Consider the following 22,803-nt stretch of genomic DNA (forward strand, 5'->3'; position numbering starts at 1 on the left):
TGGAGAACGTCGGCTTCGAACCCGGCACCGTCCACGGCACGCTGCACGGCCCCGGCTACTCCGGCAGCGGCGGTATCGGAGCCGGCTACACCCTCCCGGGCGGGGCCGCGTTCGCCGACGACTTCCACACCTTCGCCGTGGACTGGGCCCCCGACTCCATCACCTGGTCCGTCGACGGCACCGTCTACCAGCAGAGGACCCCCGCCGACCTCAACGGCAACGACTGGGTGTTCGACAAGCCGTTCTTCCTCATCCTCAACCTCGCCGTCGGCGGCTACTGGCCGGGCGACCCGGACGGCAGCACCAGCTTCCCGCAGGAGCTCGTCGTCGACTACGTCCGTGTGACCACGGGCGACTGAGCGCGGACGCGGACCGGCGGCGGAGACCCCCGCCGGTCCGCGCACCGACGTAGCATGATCCGTATGGAGCAGCGCACACTCGGCAGGACCGGCCGTGACGTATCGGTCGTAGGACAGGGCACCTGGCAGCTGGGCGGGGACTGGGGCGAGGTGCGGGAGGCCGATGCCTTCGGCGTCCTGGACGCCGCCGTCGAGTCCGGTGTCACCTTCTTCGACACCGCCGACGTCTACGGCGACGGCCGCAGCGAACAGCTCATCGGCCGCTATCTGAAGGACCGCCCGGACGCGGACGTCTTCGTCGCCACCAAGATGGGCAGGCGCGCGGAACAGCTTCCGGAGAACTACGTCCTGGACAACTTCCGCACCTGGAACGACCGTTCGCGTACCAACCTCGGCGTCGACACCCTCGACCTCGTACAGCTGCACTGCCCGCCGACGGCCGTCTACTCCTCGGACGCCGTGTACGACGCCCTGGACACGCTCGTCGCCGAGCAGCGGATCGCCGCGTACGCGGTGAGCGTCGAAACCTGCGCCGAGGCGCTCACGGCCATCGCCAGGCCCGGAGTCGCGAGCGTCCAGATCATCCTCAACCCGTTCCGCCTGAAGCCCCTCGACGAGGTCCTCCCGGCCGCCGTGGAGGCCGGGGTCGGCATCGTCGCGCGGGTGCCGCTCGCCTCCGGACTGCTGTCCGGCAAGTACACCGCCGACACCGTGTTCGCGCCCGAGGACCACCGCACCTACAACCGCCACGGCGAGGCGTTCGACCAGGGCGAGACGTTCTCCGGCATCGACTACGCGACCGGGGTGGCCGCCGCGGCCGAGTTCGCCGCGCTCGCCCCCGAGGGCGCCACCGCGGCACAGACCGCGCTGCGCTGGATCATCCAGCAGCCCGGTGTCACCAGCGTCATCCCCGGCGCACGGTCGGTGGACCAGGCCCGCGCCAACGCGTCGGCCGCCGCCCTCCCGCCCCTGCCGCAGAGCACCCTCGACGCGGTGCGCGACCTGTACGACCGGCGGATCCGCGCGGAGGTCCACGGGCGCTGGTGAGCCACCCGCTCAGTCGTCACCGTCACCGTCACCGGCCGGGTCCACCGCCGCCCCGGCCGGCGCCGGCGACTCGATCCCGGCCGTCGGCGTGGAACCGGGATCCGGGGTGTCCGCCGCCCCGGTGTCCGGCGCGAAGAGGATCGTTCCCAGATACACCGCCGCCAGGAACGCGACCGTCCCCGCCACGGCGCTCGCCACGCGTGGACGCCGGCGGATGGCCTCACTCGTGCTGATCCGGCGGGTCGTCGCCGACCTGGCCGCCGATCTGGAGGCCCGGGGCGCGGGAGCCGCCCGTCTGCGACCGGTGGCCTGCGGCAGCCGGTACGTCGACGGGCCCCCGCCCGCCGGGGCCCCGGGAGTCTGCGCCGGTGCGGGAGCGGCCGGGGCGGCGGCCCGCGGAGCGGCGGCCGAGTGATGCGGCAGCGGCTCGGGCCGCCCGCGCCAGGCGTCCGTACGGAACCAGTCGGAGACCTGCTGTGCGCTCGGCCGGTCCTCCGGCTTCTTCGCCAGCAGGCCCAGCAGAAACGAGTCGAAGGCGGGGGAGACGTCCACCCCCCGCTGCCTGACCGGCACCGGCGGCGTGTCCACGTGCTGATAGAGCGTCGCGGTCGCCGTGTCCGAGCGGAACGGGGGCTGCCCGACCAGCAGTTGGTAGATGACACAGCCCAGGGAGTACATGTCCGACGCGGAGTCCGCCGTACGGCCCAGGGCCCGCTCGGGCGCCAGATACAGGCTCGTACCGACGATGTGGCCGGCCGTGGTCAGTGCCGTCGAGGGGTCGTCGACGAACTGGGCGATGCCGAAGTCCCCGATCTTCACGGACCCGTCGGCGTCCAGCATCAGGTTGCCCGGCTTGATGTCCCGGTGAACGATGCCCTGCCGGTGCGCCGCGGCCAGACCGGCGGCGGCCTGACCGGCGATACGGGCCACCTGCTCGGGATGGACCGTCTCCTGAGCCTCCAGCAGGTCCCCGAGGCTCCGGCCCTCGACCAGCTCCATCACCAGATAGAAGCGGTCCTCCCAGGAACCGAAGTCGAACACCGCCACCAGGTGAGGGTGGCTCAGACGCGCGGCCGTCTGCGCCTCCAGGCGGAAACGCGCGGTCGACGAGGCGTCGGCCTGGTCGCCCAGCAGCAGCTTCACCGCCACGGCCCGCCCCAGGACCTCGTCCTCGGCGCGCCACACCTCGCCCATACCGCCACGGCCGATGGGGGATATCAGCCGGTACCGTCCAGCAACCAGCACCTGTGCACACCAATCTCGAATTATGGCCCGCTCCGACTGCCGCGGCGGCGACCTTTTCGGGCTCATCGCCTCGGTACGGTGCGTCGGGATGCGCGGCCTGATCAGGATATCCGTCCCCCGGACCTCCCTTCGCCCGGCCGGAGCCCGGGACGCCGGATCCGGCCAATCGGCAGGCCCGACCGGCCTGTTCTCACCCCGTGCCGAGCCAGTCGAGCACCGCGGCCGCCGTGAACTCCGCCTGCCCGCCCGGGAACAGGAGTTCCGCCTTCCCGAACTCCGCGGCGTCCACCGGCGCCCGGGTCTCGGGGACCGCGACACAGCGCATCCCCGCCGCGTGAGCGGCCCGGACCCCCGGGACCGCGTCCTCCAGGACCACGCACGAGTCCGGCGCGACCCCCAGCCGCCGGGCCGCCTCCAGGAAGACGTCGGGCTCCGGCTTGCCGTGCGCGACCTCCTCGGCGGACACGTACAGGGGGAGGTACGCGTCCAGGCCCGTGACCGCGAGCGTCGCCGCGATCGCGGCCCTGGACGACCCCGACGCCACGGCCATCGGCACCCCGTCCCCGTGCAGCCGTACGACGAGCGCCCGCATCTCGGGGAAGGCGGTCGTGGACGCCCCGGCCAGCTCCAGATACAGGGCGTTCTTGCCGGCCAGCAGCTCGTCGACCGGTGCCTCGATCCCGTACTCCTCCCGCAGGGCGGTGAGGGTCTCACGGGTGCCGATCCCGATGAAGCGCGCGTGCTGCTCCCAGCCGAAGTCCCGCACGCCGTACCGGGCGAGGAGCCGGCGCCCCGCCTCGTAGTAGTTCGGCTCGCTGTCGACGAGGGTGCCGTCGAGATCGAAGAGGACGGGCGGTACGGGGCGGCGCGGGGTGTTCATGGCCTCCAGCATGCCCGACGCCGGTCAGCCGGGGCCCGCTGCCCGCCCCACCGCCTCGACCAGCGGCAGGACGCGGTGCGCCACCCGCTCGCGCAGTGCGACGTCGGTCCGGGTCCTGACCACTCCGGGGAGCTGGATCAGCTGCTGGATCACGTCCTCCAGGTGCCCGTTGTCACGGGCCACGACGCGGGTCAGGAGGTCGCCGCCCCCGGTCGTCGAGAACGCCTCGATGATCTCCGGGACGGCGGCGAGCGCGTCACCCACCTCGTCCAGATGACCCTGGGTGACCTCCAGGTGGACGAAGGCGAGCACCGGGTGGCCGAGGGCCGCGGGGGAGAGGGCGGGGCCGGTGCCCGTGATCACTCCGTCCCGCTCCAGGCGGTCCATCCTGGCCTGGAGGGTGCCGCGGGCCACGCCGAGGATGCGCGCGTACTCACGCACGCTGGTGCGCGGCTGCTCGATGAGCAGCCGGAGGATGCGGGTGTCGAGGGCGTCCACCGCCATGTCGGGCTGTACTCCTCCTGGCTCGGTGACCGGTCGCCCGACTGTACCCACGGCCGACGGCGGCGGACGGCACCGGTGACCCGGCGGATCGTTTGACGGGACCGTACGGGCGTGATTGCGTGGAATGGCAAACAGGAAGTAAAGGGTTATACCGGTCTGTGACCGAAAGCGGTTCACCATGGCTCTCACATCGCCGGTCAACTCGCACAACGAGTGGGATCCGCTGGAGGAGATCATCGTCGGGCGCCTCGACGGCGCGACGATCCCCTCCGGTCACCCGGTCGTGGCGTGCAACATCCCGCCCTGGGCGGCCCGGCTGCAGGGCCTCGCCGCGGGCTTCCGCTATCCCCGCCGGCTGGTCGAGTCGGCCCAGCACGAGCTCGACCAGTTCGTCGAGCTGCTGCGGTCCCTCGGGATCACGGTCACCCGCCCGGACCCGGTCGACCACAGACAGCGCTTCGCCACCCCAGGCTGGTCGTCCCGCGGATTCTGCAACACCTGCCCGCGCGACAGCATGCTCGTGATCGGCGACGAGATCATCGAGACCCCGATGGCCTGGCCGTGCCGGTACTTCGAGACCCACTCCTACCGCACGCTCCTCAAGGACTACTTCCGGCGCGGCGCGCGCTGGACGGCGGCACCGAAACCCCAGCTCACCGACGAGCTGTTCGACCCGGAATTCCGTACGCCCGGGGACGGGGACCCGATGCGCTACATCCTCACCGAGTTCGAGCCGGTGTTCGACGCGGCGGACTTCGTACGGGCCGGACGCGACCTGTTCGTCACGCGGAGCAACGTGACCAACCGGATGGGCATCGAGTGGGTACGCCGCCATCTCGGGCCCGGCTACCGCGTCCACGAGATCGAGAGCCGCTGCCGGACGCCCATGCACATCGACACGACGTTCCTCGTGCTCGCTCCCGGCAAGGCGCTGGTGAACCCCGAGTACATCGACGTCGACCGGCTGCCCGACGTGCTGAGCTCGTGGGACATCCTGGTCGCCCCGGAGCCCGACCGCATCGACGACCGGCTGCTCAAGGTCACCTCGCTCTGCGGCAAGTGGCTCAGCATGAACATCCTCATGGTCGACGAGAAGCGGGTGATCGCGGAGCGGCGTCACACCGGCATGCTGCGCGCGCTGGAGAAGTGGGGCTTCGAGCCGATCCCCTGCGATCTGCTGCACTACGCGCCGTTCGGCGGCTCGTTCCACTGCGCGACGCTCGACGTCCGGCGGCGCGGAACGCTCGAGTCGTACGTCGACTGACAGGCCGCCGCCCCGCCCCGGCGTGTGAGCCGGGACGGAGCGGCGGCCGGCGCCTGGTGCCGTTACCGGGGTCCGGACGGGGTCAGCCGCAGCAGGGTGCCCTCGCCGTCGGCGGACAGGACGAGCGAGCCGTCCGGTGCGGCGGCGATCCCGGCGAAGCGGCGGGCGAGGCCCGGCAGTCCGTGGGCGAACAGCGCGGGTTCGGCCTCCGGAGGCAGGGGGACCGCGTCCGGTGCCGGGCCGACCGGCAGGTCCTCGGCCTCGGTCCAGCTCGCCGACGTGGCGAGCGACACCGCGCGCACCCTGCGGTACCCGGTCTCCACCGTGTACAGCGTGTCGCCCAGGACCGTCAGCCCCTGGGGCGCGCCGAGCCCGTCGGCGACGACGGCCGCCGCACCGTCCTCCTCCAGCCTGAGCACGGCGCCCGCCCGCTCGTCGCTGACGTAGCACCGGCCCGCCGCGTCGAAGGCCACGTCGACGGGGCGGCCGAGCCCCTCCGCGAGCACGGTGACCTGGTCGTCGCCGTCGACGGCCAGCACCCTGCCGCCGCCCGACTCGGCGACCACCAGCGAGCCGGACGGGCCCACCGCGATGCCCATGGGCCGGTCCAGCCCGCCCGCCCGGGCCCGCATCGACCCCTGCCCGGGGTCATAGGTCCGTACGTCCCCGAACTGCGAGGTGAGGTGCAGGAGATCGCCGTCCGCCACGATGCCGTGGACGAACGGCGCCAGGACCTGGACCGCCGGTTCGGGGGCGTCGTCGGCCCGGCTGCCCGCCGTGGTGGCCGGCGGGCTCGCCACCCCGTAGTGGTCGGCCGCGTACACCGTGCCGCCCCGGCCGACGGTGACGCCGTAGGGGCCGTCGAAGCCGCGGGGCACGATCACCCGGGTCCGCCCGTCGGGGCGCATCTCGGTGATGCCGCCACTGGCGTAGCTGGAGACGAACATCCGGTTCTCGGCGTCGAACGCCGCGTTGTCCAGCCCCGCCACGCCGCTGGTGATCAGGGTCCTCGACCCGGTGCCGTGCAGATCGATGCGCGTCACCCTGCCCTCCGGTCCGAGCGACAGGACGTGCAGGACGCCGCCCTGGTCGAACCGCACCGCGACCGGGCGGTCCACCTCGTCCGCGACCATCTCCGGTTCGCCTCCGTCCGGCGGGATGCGCCAGACCTGACCGCTGATCATGTGCGGGTAGTAGAGGTACCCGTCGGGCCCGCGCTGCATCGCGTTGCCCATGGCGAGCCCCTCGGTGAGCACGGCCGGCTCGCCCCCGTCGGGGAAGAGCTCCAGCAGACGGCCGTCCGGCTTCATCTCGTTGACGAACAGCCGGTCCCCGACGCACGTGATGCCGTTGGGGTTCTTCACCTCGTCGCAGACCAGGGAGTACTCGCCCCCGGGAGTACGCCGCCAGACGCGCCCCGGGACCAGGTCCGCGATGTACATCGAGCCGTCCGCACCGAACGCGAGGTCGTCCGGCGACCGGACCGGACCGCCCGCCGGTACGACGACGTCGAGTTCACCCCTTGCCAGGTCGACCGCGCTGATCCGGCCGCCCAGGAACTCGGCGACGTACAGCCGTCCGTCCGGGCCGAACGCGATGCCGTTCGACCCCCACAGCGGGTTCGCGGGATTGAGCCTCGCCGCGGTCGGGTGGGGGTTCGGCGGCCCTGTTCCGTCGAACCTGCTGGGGTATCCGGCCGCCCGCTTCTCCGTCCCGCGCACGCCCGTCACTCCGCCTCGACCAGGACGTCGTCCATGCCGTCGCTCTCGCGCCACTCCCTGAGCAACTCGTGGAAGGCGACCGGCCCGTCACCGAAGGACTCGCTGCGCGCCCGTGGCCTGCCCTCGTTGTTGTAGTACCCGGGGGTGCACTCCGCCTGGAAGGCGTGCAGACTCGGCGCCTTCCGGCGGATCGTGGCGACCCACTCCTCCTGCGCCTCGACGGTCGGCTCGACGCGCCGCGCCCTGCGCCTCTCCGACTCGGCGACGACCTCGGCGACATGCGTGGCCTGCTCGTCGAGGATGTGGACGTAGTTGACGGAGCTGGCGTTCTGCAGGGGGCCGAGCTGGAAGAAGTTCGGGAAGCCGTGGCTGTAGAACCCGTGGAGCGTCTTCGGGCCCTCGGCCGCCCAGGACTCCAGCAGGCTCACGCCGTCCCGCCCGTACACGGGGAGCCTCCCCGACATCACACCGGAGACACCCACCTCGAACCCGGTCGCGAAGATGATGCAGTCGACCTCGTACTCGACACCGCCGACCACCACCGCGTCCTTGGTGATCCGCTCGACACCGTGGGTGTCCGCGGTGTCCACGAGCGTGACGTTGGGGCGGTTGAAGGTCTGCAGGTAGTGGTCGCTGAACGTGGGCCGCTTGCACATGTAGCGGTACCAGGGCTTGAGCTTCTCCGCGGTCTCCTCGTCCTCCACCAGGGCGTCCACGCGGGCGCGGATCTCGTTCATCTTCTGGAAGTCGGCGAGCTCGTACGCCCGTTCACGCTCCTCGGCGGGCACGTCCGCGTACGTGTCGGTCGGGATGAGCTTCTCCTGCAGGCGGGCCGTGCTGGTCCAGGCGTCGTCCACCAGGTCCTCGGCGACCTTCCTGCCGGTGACGACCTGGAGGAAGTTCTCCATCCGGCGCCGCTGCCAGCCCGGCCGGAGCGACTCGGCCCACTCCGGGTCGGTGGGCCGGTTGTCCCGGACGTCGACCGAGGAGGGCGTGCGCTGGAAGACGTACACCTGCCGCGCGTCGGCTCCGAGGTGCGGGACGACCTGGATGGCCGTGGCTCCCGTACCGATGAGGGCCACCCGCTTGTCGGCGAGGCCCGTCAGGCCGCCGTCCTGGTCGCCTCCGGTGTACGCGTAGTCCCAGCGGCTGGTGTGGAAGGTGTGGCCCGCGAAGGTCTCGATGCCCGGTATGCCGGGCAGCTTCGCCCGGCTGAGCGTGCCGCTGGACACCACGACGTAACGCGCCCTGACGCGGTCCCCGCGGTCGGTGCTCACCGTCCACTCCGACGCGGCGTCGTCCCAGCGCAGCTCGGTGGCCTCGGTCTGGAAGCAGGCGTCGTCGTAGAGGCCGAAGTGCCGTGCGACGGCCTGCGCGTGCTCGCGGATCTCCTCGCCCGGCGCGTACTTCCACTTCGGGACGTAGCCGACCTCCTCCAGCAGGGGCATGTAGGTGTAGGCGTCGATGTCGCAGTGGATGCCCGGGTACCGGTTCCAGTACCAGGTGCCGCCGAAGTCCCCGCCCTTCTCGATCACCCGGATCGACCGTACGCCCGCCTGCCGGAGCCGTGCGGCGGCGAGCAGGCCGCCGAACCCGCCGCCGACGATCACCGCGTCGACCCGGTCCAGCAGGGGCTCCCGGCTGAGGTCGGGGTCGGCGTGCGGGTCGGCGTCGTAGTAGCCGAACTCACCGGCGGCGCTGCGGTACTGGGCGCTGCCGTCGGGGCGGATGCGGCGGTCGCGCTCCGCGCGGTACTTCAGGCGCAGCTCCTCCGGGTCGAAGTCCGGCTGCGTGTCGGGGCCGGCGGGTGAGGTGTGGGGGGAGGGCATGCAGGGCCTCGTTCCTCTGGGCGGATCAGGGGGCGGGTCATGGCTGGTGTCGTCGTGCGGCTGCCGGTGTGCCGGGTGTCCGGGTGGCGGCCGTAGGCGGACGCGGTCGTCCGCGTCCGGTGGGCGCCCGCGCGTAACTGCCCCCGTTCCGCAGGGGACTTGCGGTGTGCGCTCTTACGAAGTGCATAGTACACATCATGTGGCAGATACATATTGTGGTCTGCCCGTGTGTGGGGTGAGGGGTGCTCAGACCGCGGACCAGCCGTTGTCGACGGGAAGGACCGCCCCGTTGATGTTGCTCGCCGCGTCGGACGCGAGGAAGGCGATCGCCGCCGCCTGCTCCTCCGCCCGCGCGGGCGATCCGACGTTGCCCATGTAGGGGGCGAGGGCGGCCGGTCCGTGGGCGCCGCGGTCCGCGTCGACCCGGATGTTGGTGAGGGTGCCGCCGGGGGCGATGGCGTTGGAGCGGATGCCCTTGTCGCGGTACATGACCGCCAAGGACTTGGTCAGGCCGGCGATGCCGTGCTTGGACGCCGTGTAGGCGGCGCCCGCCGCGCTGCCCCGCAGGGAGGCCTCGGAGGCGGTGAAGACGACGGCGCCCTTCCCGGCGGCGAGCATGTGCGGCAGCGCGGCCCGCGTGAGGCGGAACGGGGCTGTGAGGTTGATGCCGATGACGCGGTCCCACTCGTCGTCGCCGGTGTCCGCCGCCGCCGACATGCTGTCCATGACCCCGGCGTTGTTGACCAGGACGTCTATGCCGCCGAACTCCTCCACCGCCGTCGCCGCGACCCGGTCCACGACCGTCTGCTCGCGCAGGTCGCCGATCACGGTCACCGCGGTCCCGCCGGCCCGCTCCACCTCCTCGGCGACGGCGCGGGCGGCCGCGTTGTCGACATCGGCGACCACGATGCGCGCGCCTTCCTCCGCGAACAGCAGGGCGGTGGCCCTGCCGATGCCCGATCCGGCGCCGGTGACGATGACGCTGCGGCCCTGGCTGCTCGCGGTGACGCTCACGTGATGCTCCTGGTGTCCGGTGACGGGAGAGGCACGCTACCTTTAATGGCGTGCAGTGCCAAAATGGCGAGGTGTGCCAGAAAAGATATCGCTACGATGGGCGCAGCCGGAGGGAAGGTGGCCGAAACCGTGGAGACCGCGCACGTCGACGGGGTGCACGACATCGCTCCGACCGCCGCAGGATCCGGGGCCGGAGCAGGTGCCGCAGACGGCGGAGCCCGTCTCGGGCGCCCGCCGCTGACCGAGCGCCGCAAAGCGGCGACACGGCTGGAGATCGCCCGCGAGGCCGTACGTCTCTTCGCCGACCGGGGGGTGGCGGCGACCACCGCCGAGGAGATCGCGGCCGCCGCCGGGATCTCGCAGCGGACCCTGTGGCGCTACACCTCCTCCAAGGAACTGTGCGTCCGCCCCCTGCTGACGTACGCGCTCGACTTCGTCATCGCGCTCATGCGGTCGTGGCCACGCGACCGGCCACTGGCGGAGGCCGTCGTGGGGACCTCCACCCCGGAGGCGGACGGGGCGCGGGACTCCGACGCGGAGGCGCTGCGGGACCTGGTCCGGCTCACCCGGACCGAACCGGGGCTGCGCGCGGTATGGCTCCAGGTCCACCACGACGCGGAGCCCGCCTTCGCCGAGGTGCTCGCCGAGCGCGCCGGCCACGGGCCGGACGACCTTGAGCCGCGGGTGCAGGCGACCCTGCTCAACGGCGCGCTCCGCGTCGCGGTCGAGCAATGGGCGTGGGGCGAGGACCCCCAGCCGCTTCCGCTGTCCCGCACCATCCACCGTGCGCTGGCCATCGCGCGGTCGGGCCTCTCCGACTGACCGGTGGCCCTCGGATCCCGGTGGTCCCGGCTGTTCCGTTGACCGGTGGTCCTCGGGGCCGGGTCGTCCCGGCTGTTCCGTTCCCGGGCGGGTGATCCGGGACGTGTCCGCTCGCGCGGCCGGTCGTTGACCAGGGCATGAACCTGCGGCCCATGTCCCTCGTGCTCGTCGCCCTGCTGGGCGCGGCCGGCTGTGTCTCCGTCCCGGCGAAGGCGGAGAGGCCCGCGCCCTCCGCCTCCGTACGTCCCGGGAACGCCCCCGCCGCGCAGGCGTCCAGGGCGCCCGCCGCACCCCCGGCCGTCCACGACGCCCTGGGGAAGGCCGAGGAGGGGACCGATCGTGCGAAGGACGGGAAGCGCGAGAAGGAGAAGGGGGCGCGTGCGCCGTCCCGTGCGGCCGCCGGTGCGCCGCCGGCGCGCCAGGAGGCGCGGAACCAGCCGCCGCGCGTGTCCGTGCCGGTCCGCCCGCAGCCTCCGCGCCGTGCGGCCACGCCCCGCAGGGCGCAGCCGCGGCAGACGTACGACATGCGTACCGTCTGCGCGACCGGCCGGGGTGTCGCGTCGGCCGACATCATGGACCTGTGCCGTACGACGTACGGGCGCTGACCGGGTGCTGTGAATCCGTGTGTCGTACGACCTGCGACCGCTGACGGCACGTCACGCGCCAGGCCCCGCCGCGTCATTGTTCAGCGGTGCCTCCTACCCTTCGTCGCCTCCGGGGTCCGTCACGTGGACGACGAGACGGCCGGGCCCACCGCTGCTCACGGCCGCCGGTCCGGCGGGGCGCAGGACGACGTTCTCCGGGTAGAGCCGGCCGAGCAGGGCCAGGACGGCGAGGTCGTCCTGGCCGGTGGCCTCCACGGCGACCTCGCCGTCCTGCGTCCAGACCAGTCCCGGGGCGTCCAGTACGGCTCGTACGTCGGCGGTCCGGGCGGCGCCGGCGGCCGGCGGGGGCGGAGTCCCCTCGGTGGGCTCCTCGCGGTGGGCGAAGCGGTGGCCCCGCAGGGCCTGGCCGAGGTCGGCACGGGCGGTGGTGCCGTCGTGGGCCACCTCGATGCGCGCGGTGCGGGTTCCGTCGACGGCCGGGCCGGCGACGATCCGGCCCGTGAGCCGCTCCGGCGTCCCGGCCGTGAAAGGCAGGTCCTCAGCTCCTTCCCGACTGGGACAACCAGATCCGCCACTGCGTCTCCCGGCTTCGCGCCCTGGCCGGCATCGACCCGGACGCCCCCGACCTCACCCGGCTGGTGGGCGAGCTGCTCCTGAAGAGCCCGGACTTCGCCGGACTCTGGGAGCGCTACGAGGTCACCGGCCGCAAGGCCGCCACCAAGACGTTCCAGCACCCCGAGGTCGGCCGGATCACCCTCGCCTTCCAGGGCATGGCCCTGGAGGGCACCCCGGGCCAGCGCATGGGCGTCTGCACCGCACAACCCGGCACCCCCGACCACGACGCCATGCTGCTGCTCGACCTGGCCGCCGCCCCCCGGGCGGCCGGTGTCACGCAGGGGCCGTGACGGGCCCGTACGGAGGGGAGCCCCAGGAGGGTGGTCCGTTGGCTCTCCCGCGGCCCGGCAGGGTGGAGCCGTACTGTGCCAATGGCCCAATGGAACGGGTCCCGTTTGAACCACCAGCCCACCAGCTGCTGAGATAGACCTGTCAATGGCGCTGCGGGTCCCCCTGGGATCCTCGCGGCGCCTTTCTCATGTCTGCGCCGGTCCGACCGGTGAAAGGGGCGGGGCAACTTGCTGAAGAGGGCGTTCGTCGCACCGGATCCGGGGCGGATGCGGCTGCGGTTCGCGTCCCGGGCCGTGCTCGGCATCGGGTTCGCCGTCGCGCTGTGCGGGGCGGCCGGACACTCGCTGACGGCTGCCATCACCGGCGGTCTGGCCGCGCTTCTCGCCCTGTTCACGGTCACCGACCCGACCGTGCGCGGGCAGGCGGTCACGACCGCGCTGCTCCCCGTGGCCGGTCTCCCGGTGCTCACGCTCGCCGCGGTGCTGCACGACCTGCCCGTCGCCCGCGACCTGGCGTTCCTCGCCGTCGTCGGAGCGGGGGTGTACGCGAGGCGCTGGGGACCTCGCGGGCACTCCCTGGGCGTCTTCGGCTTCATGTCCTACTTCTCCGCCCAGTTCCTGCACACCGTGCCCGGCCAGCTGCCCGAGCTGTACGCGGCCGTGCTGCTGTCGCTCGCCGCCTCGTCGCTGGTGCGGTTCGGGCTGTGGTGCTACGAGCGACGGTTCGCCGCCCCCGTGGCGGTCGCCCTCCCCGCCGAGGCGTCAGGGCTCGCGCGGATCACGACGCGACAGGCCGTGCAGGCGACCTCGGGAGCCGCCTTCGCGCTCGCGGTGGGACAGGTGCTCTCCGACCAGCGCTGGTACTGGGCGGTCGGCGCCACCTGGTGGGTGTTCGTGGCCACGACCTCGCGCGGCGAGACCGTCGTACGCGGCTTCCGGCGGTTCCTGGGGACGGTGCTCGGGATCGGGCTGGGCTTCGCCGTGGCCGTGCCGCTGCACCACGAGCCGGTCGTGGCCGCCGTGGTCGTGGCGGTCGGTGTGTTCGGGATCTTCTACACCGCCGCCGTCTCCTACACCTGGATGATGCTGGCCGTGACCGTCATGGCGAGCATGCTGTACGGACTGCTCGGCGTCCTCGACACGGACCTGCTCCTGCTGCGGGTGACCGAGACGGCGACCGGGGCGCTGGGCGCCGTACTGGCGGTGCTGTTCGTGCTGCCGGTCACCACGCACTCGGTGACCGAGGCCTGGGTGGAGCGGGCGCTGCGCTGCGTGCACACCTGCACGGCGGAGGCCGCCGCCCGGCTCGCCGGGAGCGAGGACGCCGACGCGCCCGCACGCGTCGCCGAGCTGGAGGCGATCCTGGGCCGGGTGCGGCTGTCGCTCGCGCCGCTGGTGCACCCGCTCAACCCGCTGAAGGCCCGCAAGCGCAGGGCGCGCCAGGTGCTCGCCCTGCTCGACGACTGCGTACGCGAGGTACGCGGCCTGGCCTCCGTCGCCGCCGACCCGGAGGCCTCGCACGACGTACGGCTCGCCGCGGCCTGCTGGCGGGTGGAGGCGGCCGTGGAGGCCCTCACCGACGCCCCGGCCGTCGGGCGGAGCGTCCGGCCCGCGGACGCGCCGGCCACCGAGCCGACGGGCGCCGAGCAGGTGCTCGCCCACCTCCACGCGCTGGAGCGTGCCCTGCTCGAACTCGCCGTGCCGCTGCGCAGGGCCGGCCGCGTTCCGGCCGGCGCCTGACGGCGCGCCCCCCTTTCCGGTCCGGACCGGAAAACGCTGCCTGCTACCGTCGCCCGGGAAGATCGGGACGGACGTGAAGAGGGGTAGCGCGATGGGCGCCGACCACGCACAGCGGGCATTCATAGGGTCGTTCACGTCGGCGGGCGGCCATGGCATCAGCGTCGCCGCCGTCGACCGGGACACCGGTGCGCCGACCGTGCTGGGGTCCACGGACGTCCTGGCCGACCCGTCCTTCCTCGCGGTCGGCCACGCTCCCGGGACGGGCGCCCCCGTGCTGTACGCGGTCAGCGAGGCCACCGACGGGGCCGTGGCGGCCTTCTCCACCGACGACGACGGCACACTCCGGCCGATCGGCGAGGTGCGGCCGGTCGACGGGAGCAGCCCCACTCATCTGGCCCTGGCCGCGGGTCACCTCCTGACCGCCAACTACGGCTCCGGCAGCGTCACCGCGCTGCCCCTCGGGGACGACGGCTCACCCGGCCCGGCGGCCGGCGTGCTGCGGCACGAGGGCCGGGGCCCCGACGAAGGCCGCCAGGCGGGCCCGCACGCCCACCAGGTGCTGGCCGACCCCTCCGGGAACTGGGTGCTGAGCGTGGACCTCGGGACGGACTCCGTACGTGTCTGCGCACTCGACCCGGACACCGGCTCCCTGCGGCTGCACGCCGAGACCGCGCTGCGGCCCGGGACCGGCCCGCGCCACCTCGCCTTTCACCCGTCCGGGGGACAGGCGTACGTACTGAACGAGCTGGAGCCCACGGTCACCGTGTGCCGCTGGGACGCGGCAGCCGGCCTGCTCGAACCGCTCGGGGAGACGCAGGTGCTGCCGTACGACCACGACGAGGCCGCCGGCGTGCGCACGTACCCCTCGGAGGTGGTGGTCTCGCGTGACGGCCGCTTCCTGTGGACCGCCAACCGCGGGCACGACAGCATCTCGGTCCTCACCCTCGACGAGACCGGCGAGAAGCCCGTCCTGGCCGCCGCCGTGGGCTGCGGAGGACGCTGGCCCCGCGACCTGACCCTCGACCCCACCGGGCAGTGGCTGTACGCCGCCAACGAGCACTCCGGGAACGTCAGCTGGTTCGCCGTGGACGCGGAGACGGGGATCCCGGCACACGCGGGCTCCCTCGAGGTCCCGGCCGCCTCCTGCGTGGTCTTCGGCTGACGCCGCCCGGCCCGGCGACGGGAAACGGCGCGGACCGGGGAGAACCTGGTCCGCGCCGTGTCGTTCCTGCCGTCCCGCGCCGTGCCGCCCTGCGCGGGACCGGTGCTCGGCCGATCAGTGCGCCTGGGCGCCCTGCGGGGTCGCCGGGGTGATGCCCAGCGTCGTCGCGTAGAGGGAGAGCACGAGCTTCCCGATGGCCGGGTACGCGCCGAGCGGCTCGGCGGTCGAGCAGCCGGCCTCCTTCGCGGCGGCGTCCAGCAGCCCGGCGTCGATCTCCGGGCCCACCAGGTACGGCGCCAGCGCGAGCTGGGCGGAACCGGAGTTCTGCAGCTGCGCGGCGATCGAGGCGACCGAGCCCTCCATGTCCAGGGCCGCGGCCATCACCGGCACGGCGAGACGGGCGGCCAGCAGCATGCCGGTGATCCCGGCGGCCTGCACGGCCTCCTCGCCGCCCACCGTGGCCAGCACGATGCCGTCGGCCGCCGTCGCCACGGTGAACAGCCGGGCGCGGTCCGCGCGCGCCAGACCGGCCTCCGAGAGACGCACGTGCAGCGCCTCGGCGAGCAGCGGGTGCGGACCCAGTACGTCGGTCAGCTCGGCCTGCGTCCCGCTGTCCATGACCGCCTGCCGTATACGCCGGATCAGGGCGCTGTCAGGGCCCGCGAGCAGCGGCACCACGACAGCCGACGGGCCCGAGGGCTCGGCGACCTCGCGGCCCGCGGCGGTGGCCTGCTCGTAGCGCGCGGTGCGCTCGGCGGCGGCATGGGTGAGTACGGAGGTGAGCGTCGGATATTCGGCGTCGTCGCCGTCGAGATAACCGATCTGCGCGTTCAGACCGGGCAGCTCGGAACGGGCGATGCTGATCACTTCCTCGGCCAGGCTGCGCGAGGCCGGGGAAGGGGTACCGGGAAGGGCAAGAACGAGCGCGGCAGCGCCCTCAGGTGCGACCACGGGCTCCGGGCGGCGGTGCCGTCCGGACTGGCGAGGTCGCGGCATTCGTACAGGCAGGCCGGAAGCGGGCCCAGTGGGGGTGCTCATGGCGCCGCATGCTACTGGTTTTGGGTGCCCCTCTGTTCGGGGAGGGGGCCGTCAGGCGTTATCTGTCCGTATATGTCTGTTGAGCGGCATAGAGGGCGGCTGACCTGCTCTGTCCGGGCTGACGGTTGCTCGGATTGCCTACGTTACTCCCGGTACGAACAGCAGGGCCGGATGGGGTGGCAGCCGCAGCCGCCCTTCGGCGAGGGCCCGGGCGATCCTCAGCGCGCCGTGCAGCGGATCGCCCTCCGCCGGGACCACCCGGGCCTGCGGGACCTGCTGGGCCAGCTCCCCGCGCAACGGCCCGAGAAGAGGCTCGCCCATGCGGAACAGCCCACCGGTCAGAGCGACTTCGCAGCCCTCGGGGCGTGAGTCCGCCGGACCGGGGCAGACCGCTGCCGCCGCCTCGGCGATGTGCGCCGCCGCGTCCCGCAGGATCCCCGCCGCGACCTCGTCCCCGGGTGCGCAGGCTCCGACCTCGGGCGCGAAGGAGGCGAGCAGCGCGGGACGGTCCGTACGCGGATAGAGCAGGCCCGGAAGACCGGCGGCCGGCCCGAAGACCGCCTCGGCCCTCTCCAGCAGCGCGGGCGAACCGCCACGGCGGCCGTCATGGGCCCGCATCGCCGCGTCCAGCCCCGCCCGGCCGATCCAGGCACCGCCGCCGCTGTCGCCCAGCAGATGACCCCAGCCGTCCGCCCTGCGCCACGTCGTGAGGTCGGTGCCGAGCGCGATCATGCCGGTGCCGCCCGCGACGACCGCCCCGGGCCGCTGTCCCAGCGCCCCGGCGTACGCGGTCACCGCGTCGGCGGCCAGCGCCAGCCGCCGTACACCCAGCGCGTCCGCGAGGGCGCCGGGCAGCCGGGCGCGCAGCTGGTCGCCGAGTGTCGCCATGCCGGCCGCCCCGATCGCCACGGCGCCGACGGCCGCGCCGGTCCCCGCCTGCTCCAGCAGCCGGCGGACGGCGGGCAGCAGCTGCTCCAGGAGATGGCCGGCGTCGATGCCGTCGGCACCCGTCCGTACGGGCTCGGCGCAGACCGTGGTGAACGCCGGGCGCCCCGCGTCCGGCGGACCGAGTGCCACGCGCAGGCCCGACCCGCCGGAATCGACGCCCAGGACGAACGCGTCACCCGTCATGCCGGCACCCGTCGAGCCGTCACCCGTCCTGCCGGTCACCGGCCGGTCCCGTCACCGGAGTCCACGGGCACGGCTGCCCGTGGGCGAACACCTGAACGCCTCATGGCGGGACCCCGGAAGAGTGGAGGACGGAGGACGACCGGCACCCTACCGCTCCACTCCGTCCCGTGGGAGACCGCATGATCACCCGGGGCCCTGTAGGCCGGTAGAGTGACGGGCGTGGCAGCGCGACCTTTGAGTGAACTTGTGGAGCCCGGCTGGGCCGAGGCGTTGGCCCCCGTGGCCGGCCGGGTCGCCGCGATGGGGGACTTCCTCCGCGCGGAGATCGGCGCGGGCCGCACCTATCTGCCGGCCGGACAGAACGTGCTGCGCGCCTTCCAGCAGCCGTTCGCCGACGTACGGGTCCTGATCGTGGGCCAGGACCCCTACCCGACACCGGGCATGGCGATCGGGCTCAGTTTCGCGGTGGCGCCCGACGTACGGCGTCTGCCGGGCAGCCTGGAGAACATCTTCCGGGAACTGCACTCCGACCTCGGTCATCCCCGGCCCTCCAACGGGGACCTGACGCCCTGGACGCGGCAGGGGGTCCTCCTCCTCAACAAGGCGCTGACCACGGCACCCGGGAAACCCGCCGCCCACCGCGGCAAGGGCTGGGAAGAGGTCACCGAGCAGGCGATCCGCGCCCTGGCCGCGCGGGGCAAGCCCATGGTCTCGGTCCTGTGGGGACGCGACGCGCGCAACGTGCGGCCGCTCCTCGGCGACCTGCCCGCGATCGAGTCGGCCCACCCTTCCCCGATGTCGGCGGACCGCGGCTTCTTCGGCTCGCGCCCGTTCAGCCGTACCAACGAGTTCCTCGAACGCGCGGGGGAACAGCCGGTGGACTGGCGTCTGCCCTGACGCCGGGGGACCGGCCGGGTGGTGCCCGCCGGCCCCGATGGGCCGGACGCGGGACGCCACGCGGGCGGCTGCCCGCCGCCGGGCGGTGCGGCTGTTAGCGTCCCACTCCGCCGGGCCAGGCCGGTCCGGTCCAGCGGCGGAGGAGTGGTGTCCCATGCGTGTTCTCCTGGTCGGCGCGGGTGGCGTGGGCACGGCGATCACCAGGATCGCGGCCCGTCGGCCCTTCTTCGAGCACATGGCGGTCGCCGACCGCGACCTCGCCCGGGCGGAGAGCGCCGTCGCGGCCCTCGGGGAGAGCGGGGCCCGTTTCGGCGCGGCCCGGCTCGACGCCTCGGACCCGGCGGCGGTGCGGGCGGCCCTCGCCGAGCACCGCTGCGACGTCCTGCTCAACGCCACCGACCCGCGTTTCGTGATGCCCCTGTTCGAGGCGGCGCTCGCCCACGGCGCGCACTACCTCGACATGGCGATGTCCCTGTCGCAGCCGCACCCGACCCGCCCGTACGAGAAGTGCGGGGTCAAGCTCGGCGACGCCCAGTTCGAGCGGGCGGCCGAGTGGGAGGCCTCCGGACGTCTCGCACTGGTCGGGATGGGCGTGGAACCCGGGCTCTCGGACGTGTTCGCCCGGTACGCCTCCGACGAACTGTTCGACGAGATCGAGGAGATCGGGATCCGTGACGGCGCCGACCTGACGGTGGAGGGCTACGACTTCGCCCCGTCCTTCAGCATCTGGACGACCATCGAGGAGTGCCTGAACCCGCCGGTCGTCTACGAGGAGGACCGGGGCTGGTTCACCACCGCCCCCTTCAGCGAGCCGGAGGTCTTCGACTTCCCCGAGGGCATCGGGCCCGTCGAGTGCGTCAACGTCGAGCACGAGGAGGTGCTGCTCGTCCCGCGCCGGATCAAGGCCCGCCGCGTCACGTTCAAGTACGGCCTGGGCGACGAGTTCATCGGGGTGCTCCGCGCCCTCCACACGCTGGGCCTCGACCGGACGGACCCCGTGTCCGTGAAGAGCGACGCGGGCACCGTCAAGGTCTCGCCCCGCGACGTGGTCGCCGCCTGTCTGCCCGATCCGGCCGGTCTCGGCGACCGTATGCACGGCAAGACGTGCGCGGGCACCTGGGTGAAGGGCACCAAGGACGGGCGGCCCAGGGAGGTCTACCTCTACCACGTGGTCGACAACCAGTGGTCGATGCGCGAGTACGGCTCACAGGCCGTGGTCTGGCAGACCGCGATCAACCCCGTCGCGGCTCTCGAACTCGTCGCGAACGGCGTCTGGGGCGGCAGCGGAGTGCTGGGACCCGAGGCCATGCCGCCCCGGCCGTTCCTCGATCTGCTGGGCGAGTACGGCGCACCGTGGGGCATGCGCGAGGAGTGACCGCCGAGGTGCGGTCCTGGCGGACGCCTCACCTGACATGCGGACCCGGGTACGGCTCCATAACATGTGGAACGACATATTCCGCCTTCCCTTCAGGCCTGTGACCCGAGTGAGGGAGCATGGCAGAGGACACCGCCGGATCAGCACCGCCGGCAAGCTTGAAACCGAACGCGATCGGTTTCGTCGACGCGCTGGTCATCGGACTGAACGCCACGTCCCCGGCCTACTCGGTGGCGGCCGTCATCGGCCCGATCGTGGCGCTCGTCGGCGTCTACGCGCCCGGCGTGCTCTTCGCGTCCTTCGTGCCGATGCTCCTCATCGCGTCGGCCTTCTACTACCTGAACAAGGTCGACCAGGACTGCGGGACGACGTTCTCCTGGGTGACGCGCGCCATGGGCCCCTGGACCGGCTGGCTCGGGGGCTGGGCCATCGCGATGACCGGTGTGCTCGTGGTCGGATCGCTGGCCGATGTCGCCGTCAGCTTCGGCCTGCTCGCCGTCGGCCTCGACAGCTGGGCCGACAACACCTTCGTCCGCCAGCTGCTCACCGTGCTCCTCATCATCGTGATGACGGGGCTGTGCGTCATCGGGACCGAACTCTCGGCCAAGGTGCAGAACGTCCTGATCCTGGCTCAGGTCGCCTTCCTCCTGGTGTTCGTGATCGTCGCGCTCTACCGCGTCTACGCGGGCACGACGTCCTTCAACTCCATCAGACCCTCGGCCGAGTGGCTCAACCCCTTCGGGGAGGGCGGTGCGGCGCTCACGGGCGGCCTGCTGCTGGGCGTGTTCATCTACTGGGGCTGGGAATCGGCGGTCAACCTCACCGAGGAGGTCGAGGACTCCGCGAGCGCCCCCGGCAAGGCCGGTGTGTGGTCGACCGTCCTCCTGCTGGTGACCTACCTGTCCGTCGGCTTCGCGGTCGTCGCCTTCGCCGGACCGGCCTACCTGGCCGACAACGCGGAGGAGGAAGAGTTCATCTTCGCCCTGCTCGCCGGAGACGTCATGGGGAGCTGGGACTGGATCGTGCTGCTCGCGGTCGCGACGTCGGCGCTCGCCTCCACCCAGACCACCATCATCCCGGCGTCGCGCACCGCGCTGTCCATGGCCCGGCGGAAGGCGTTGCCCGCCCACTTCGCCCATATCAGCCCGCGCTTCCGGACCCCCGACGTGAGCACGTGGTGGGTGGCCGCCATCGCCATCGCCTGGTATCTCGTCGTCAGCCAGATCAGCGAGAACGCCCTCTTCGACTCGCTGACGGCCCTGTCCCTGCTCATCGCCTTCTACTACGCGCTCACCGGCGTGGCCTGCGCGATCTACTACCGCCGCCATCTGACCGAGAGCGTGCGCAACTTCCTCCTCATCGGCCTCGGCCCCGTGGTCGGAGCCGGTCTCCTGACCTGGCTGCTCGTCCGGTCGGTCATGGATATGTCCGACCCGGCGAACTCCTACAGCGGCACCTCCTGGTTCGGTCTCGGGCCCCCGCTCGTCATCGGCATCTGCATCTCCCTGATCGGCGTGGTGCTCATGGTGGTGCTGAGGTTCGTGTCGCCGTCCTTCTGGGCCGAACGACGGGGCGTGGTCGACCCCGGCCTCGTACCGGGCAAGGAGCGCTGAGATGTCCGTGGTCCTCGGATACGACGAGTCACCGGGCGCCGCCCGTGCCCTGCGGGCCGCGATCGAGGTGGCCGGGGCGTTCGGCGAGCAGCTCGTGCTGGTCTACGGGGCGGCGCCGCCCGGCCCCACCGGCGAGGAGTACCGCGCCCACTACGATGCCATCCGCCAGGCCGGGCGTGCGGGGCTGGAGCACGCGGTCGCCGAGGCGGAGAAGGCGGGCGTACCGACCACGGTCGAGGTCATCGACCTGAAGCCGGCGGAGGCCCTGATCGAGGCGGCCTCGCGTCATGGGGCGCGCGTCATCGTGGTGGGCAGCTGGGGCGAGAGCCCGATGCGGGGGGCGCTGCTGGGCTCCACCCCGCACAAGCTGCTGCACCTGTCGACCGTGCCGGTGCTCTGCGTGCCCACCGACAACTGAGCCGATGACCGAGTGGGCCTCCTGGTAGGCGGAGGCGGGCGGTCAGCCGATCACCGCCGCCCGTACGCACAGGACGTCCGGCAGATGCGAGACGAGCTGCCGCCAGCTGTCGCCGTCGTCCGCGCTCGCGTACACCTCGCCGTTGCGGTTGCCGAAGTAGATGCCCGCGGGGTCCGCGTCGTCCGTGCAGAGGGCGTCACGCAGCACCGTGCCGTAGTGATCGCCGTCCGGGAGGCCCCGGGTGAGGGGCTCCCACGTCTCGCCCGCGTCCCGGGTGCGGTACACCCGGCAGCGGTGGCCGGCGGGGACCCGGTCGGCGTCGGCGTTGATCGGGAAGACGTAGAACGTGTCCGCGCGGTGCGGGTGCGCGGCCGCCGCGAAGCCGAAGTCCGAGGGCAGCCCGGCGCCGATGTCCTTCCAGCGCCTCCCGCCGTCGTCGCTGCGGAAGACGCCCCAGTGGTTCTGCAGGTACAGCCGGTCCGGATCCACCGCGTCCCGGGTGACCTTGTGCACGCACTGGCCGAACTCGGGGTCGGGGTCCGGCAGGAAGACGGCCGACACCCCCTGGTTGGAGGGAGCCCAGCGCTCACCGCCGTCCTCGGTGCGGAACACGCCCGCGGTGGACACGGCGACGGTCACCGCCCGGGCGTCCCGGGGGTCGGTCAGGATGGTGTGCAGGCCCTCGCCGCCCCCGCCGGGCACCCACCGGGACCGGGTCGGGTGCTCCCAGAGCGGGCGGACCAGCTCGAAGGACTCGCCGCGGTCGTCCGAACGGAACAGCGCGGCCGGTTCGGTGCCCGCGTAGACGACGTCGGGGGCCTCGGGGCCGGCGGGGTGCAGCTGCCAGACCCGCTCCAGCGAGGCATCGGTGAACTGCGGGAACTTCACGGCGGGTTGCTTCGGCTCCACCCAGCTGGCGCCCATGTCGTCGGAGTGGAAGACCGAAGGGCCCCAGTGGGCGCTGTCGCCGCCGACGAGGAGCCGGGGCGTCTTCCCCCGGGTGTCGATCGCGATCGAGTAGATCGCCTGGGCGTTGAAGTGCGGATCGCCGAACTCCCATGCCCCGCCGCGTCTGCGGCCGAGGAAGAGCCCTTTGCGGGTGCCTACGGTGAGCAGTACTTCGGACATGCCAGGACCTCCCGAAACGCCGTTGTGCCGGTGAGGCCAAGTCTGCACCCGGGCACTGACAGCGGCCGGGAGGCGCGATGACGTCGCAGGTCAACGCTGCTGCCGT

At 72.8% G+C, this 22,803-nt stretch carries 21 protein-coding genes and 1 pseudogene; 12 read left to right on the forward strand and 10 right to left on the reverse strand.

Annotated elements, in window-relative coordinates; genetic code table 11:
* Both JKV81_RS23330 and JKV81_RS23335 read left to right on the forward strand, forming a co-directional pair.
* Window positions 1–359 (forward strand): glycoside hydrolase family 16 protein (locus tag JKV81_RS23330; protein ID WP_202077602.1); only part of this gene is annotated, 359 nt, incomplete at its 5' end.
* Between the two features lie 54 nt (window positions 360–413).
* The gene (locus JKV81_RS23335) at window positions 414–1,406 is read left to right on the forward strand and encodes an aldo/keto reductase (RefSeq protein ID WP_202077604.1); all 993 of its coding nucleotides are present in this window, start codon (window positions 414–416) and stop codon (window positions 1,404–1,406) included.
* A 9-nt stretch (window positions 1,407–1,415) separates the two neighbouring features.
* On the opposite strand, the gene JKV81_RS23340 is transcribed toward JKV81_RS23335, so the two are convergent.
* The 3 genes from JKV81_RS23340 to JKV81_RS23350 form a co-directional block, all read right to left on the reverse strand.
* The gene (locus tag JKV81_RS23340; protein WP_202077606.1) at window positions 1,416–2,651 is read right to left on the reverse strand and encodes a serine/threonine-protein kinase; all 1,236 of its coding nucleotides are present in this window, start codon (window positions 2,649–2,651) and stop codon (window positions 1,416–1,418) included.
* Between the two features lie 190 nt (window positions 2,652–2,841).
* Window positions 2,842–3,531, reverse strand: a complete 690-nt coding sequence (locus JKV81_RS23345; protein WP_129260851.1) for an HAD family hydrolase — start codon at window positions 3,529–3,531, stop codon at window positions 2,842–2,844.
* 24 nt (window positions 3,532–3,555) lie between these two features.
* Window positions 3,556–4,035: an Lrp/AsnC family transcriptional regulator gene (locus tag JKV81_RS23350; RefSeq protein ID WP_129260850.1), complete on the reverse strand. Its 480-nt coding sequence runs from the start codon at window positions 4,033–4,035 to the stop codon at window positions 3,556–3,558.
* A 178-nt stretch (window positions 4,036–4,213) separates the two neighbouring features.
* Between JKV81_RS23350 and JKV81_RS23355 the strand changes: the two genes are divergently transcribed.
* Window positions 4,214–5,299 (forward strand): amidinotransferase, encoded by a 1,086-nt coding sequence (locus JKV81_RS23355; protein ID WP_129260849.1) that lies wholly within the window; start codon window positions 4,214–4,216, stop codon window positions 5,297–5,299.
* 62 nt (window positions 5,300–5,361) lie between these two features.
* On the opposite strand, the gene JKV81_RS23360 is transcribed toward JKV81_RS23355, so the two are convergent.
* From JKV81_RS23360 to JKV81_RS23370, 3 genes are all read right to left on the reverse strand, one after another.
* On the reverse strand, window positions 5,362–7,020 hold the full coding sequence (locus tag JKV81_RS23360; protein ID WP_202077608.1) for an NHL repeat-containing protein: 1,659 nt from the start codon (window positions 7,018–7,020) through the stop codon (window positions 5,362–5,364).
* 5 nt (window positions 7,021–7,025) lie between these two features.
* On the reverse strand, window positions 7,026–8,849 hold the full coding sequence (locus JKV81_RS23365) for a flavin-containing monooxygenase (RefSeq protein ID WP_202077610.1): 1,824 nt from the start codon (window positions 8,847–8,849) through the stop codon (window positions 7,026–7,028).
* 246 nt (window positions 8,850–9,095) lie between these two features.
* A complete protein-coding gene (locus JKV81_RS23370) occupies window positions 9,096–9,863 on the reverse strand; it encodes an SDR family NAD(P)-dependent oxidoreductase (protein WP_202077612.1) in 768 nt (255 codons plus the stop codon).
* Window positions 9,864–9,959: 96 nt separating this feature from the next.
* On the opposite strand from JKV81_RS23370, the gene JKV81_RS23375 reads away from it, so the two are divergent.
* On the forward strand, window positions 9,960–10,685 hold the full coding sequence (locus tag JKV81_RS23375; protein WP_202077614.1) for an acyl-CoA-like ligand-binding transcription factor: 726 nt from the start codon (window positions 9,960–9,962) through the stop codon (window positions 10,683–10,685).
* Window positions 10,686–10,837: 152 nt separating this feature from the next.
* Window positions 10,838–11,290 (forward strand): hypothetical protein, encoded by a 453-nt coding sequence (locus JKV81_RS23380; protein WP_236057504.1) that lies wholly within the window; start codon window positions 10,838–10,840, stop codon window positions 11,288–11,290.
* A gap of 93 nt (window positions 11,291–11,383) precedes the next feature.
* Here the strand turns inward: JKV81_RS23380 and JKV81_RS23385 are convergent, their stop codons facing one another.
* Window positions 11,384–11,734 carry a hypothetical protein gene (locus JKV81_RS23385; protein ID WP_129260844.1) on the reverse strand — a complete coding sequence of 117 codons (351 nt, stop codon included), beginning with the start codon at window positions 11,732–11,734 and terminating at the stop codon, window positions 11,384–11,386.
* Window positions 11,735–11,832: 98 nt separating this feature from the next.
* Here JKV81_RS23385 and JKV81_RS23390 point away from each other — a divergent pair.
* The 3 genes and pseudogenes from JKV81_RS23390 to JKV81_RS23400 all read left to right on the forward strand — a co-directional run.
* Window positions 11,833–12,195, forward strand: a pseudogene (locus JKV81_RS23390) (MmyB family transcriptional regulator); the annotation flags it as partial.
* A gap of 228 nt (window positions 12,196–12,423) precedes the next feature.
* On the forward strand, window positions 12,424–13,935 hold the full coding sequence (locus JKV81_RS23395; RefSeq protein WP_202077616.1) for an FUSC family protein: 1,512 nt from the start codon (window positions 12,424–12,426) through the stop codon (window positions 13,933–13,935).
* 91 nt (window positions 13,936–14,026) lie between these two features.
* Window positions 14,027–15,097, forward strand: coding sequence for a lactonase family protein (locus JKV81_RS23400; RefSeq protein ID WP_129260842.1), 1,071 nt, complete (start codon window positions 14,027–14,029; stop codon window positions 15,095–15,097).
* Window positions 15,098–15,211: 114 nt separating this feature from the next.
* Here JKV81_RS23400 and JKV81_RS23405 read toward each other — a convergent pair whose 3' ends face one another.
* Window positions 15,212–16,135: a sirohydrochlorin chelatase gene (locus tag JKV81_RS23405; protein ID WP_202077618.1), complete on the reverse strand. Its 924-nt coding sequence runs from the start codon at window positions 16,133–16,135 to the stop codon at window positions 15,212–15,214.
* A 138-nt stretch (window positions 16,136–16,273) separates the two neighbouring features.
* Window positions 16,274–17,266, reverse strand: a complete 993-nt coding sequence (locus tag JKV81_RS23410) for an N-acetylglucosamine kinase (RefSeq protein ID WP_202077694.1) — start codon at window positions 17,264–17,266, stop codon at window positions 16,274–16,276.
* A gap of 219 nt (window positions 17,267–17,485) precedes the next feature.
* Here JKV81_RS23410 and JKV81_RS23415 point away from each other — a divergent pair, with 219 nt between their 5' ends.
* The 4 genes from JKV81_RS23415 to JKV81_RS23430 all read left to right on the forward strand — a co-directional run bounded on the left by JKV81_RS23415 (window position 17,486) and on the right by JKV81_RS23430 (window position 21,569).
* A complete protein-coding gene (locus tag JKV81_RS23415) occupies window positions 17,486–18,163 on the forward strand; it encodes a uracil-DNA glycosylase (protein ID WP_129260841.1) in 678 nt (225 codons plus the stop codon).
* Between the two features lie 154 nt (window positions 18,164–18,317).
* The gene (locus tag JKV81_RS23420) at window positions 18,318–19,538 is read left to right on the forward strand and encodes a saccharopine dehydrogenase family protein (RefSeq protein WP_129260840.1); all 1,221 of its coding nucleotides are present in this window, start codon (window positions 18,318–18,320) and stop codon (window positions 19,536–19,538) included.
* Between the two features lie 119 nt (window positions 19,539–19,657).
* Complete coding sequence (locus tag JKV81_RS23425; protein ID WP_202077621.1) at window positions 19,658–21,151, forward strand: APC family permease; 1,494 nt, start codon at window positions 19,658–19,660, stop codon at window positions 21,149–21,151.
* 1 nt (window position 21,152) lies between these two features.
* Entirely contained in the window at window positions 21,153–21,569 is a 417-nt protein-coding gene (locus JKV81_RS23430) for a universal stress protein (RefSeq protein ID WP_124278464.1), read from the forward strand.
* A 42-nt stretch (window positions 21,570–21,611) separates the two neighbouring features.
* Here the strand turns inward: JKV81_RS23430 and JKV81_RS23435 are convergent, their stop codons facing one another.
* A complete protein-coding gene (locus JKV81_RS23435; protein WP_202077623.1) occupies window positions 21,612–22,697 on the reverse strand; it encodes a WD40/YVTN/BNR-like repeat-containing protein in 1,086 nt (361 codons plus the stop codon).
* Window positions 22,698–22,803: the final 106 nt, after the last annotated feature.

Origin of the sequence: Streptomyces silvae (genome assembly GCF_016745505.1) — a bacterium.
Lineage (GTDB): Bacteria > Actinomycetota > Actinomycetes > Streptomycetales > Streptomycetaceae > Streptomyces > Streptomyces silvae.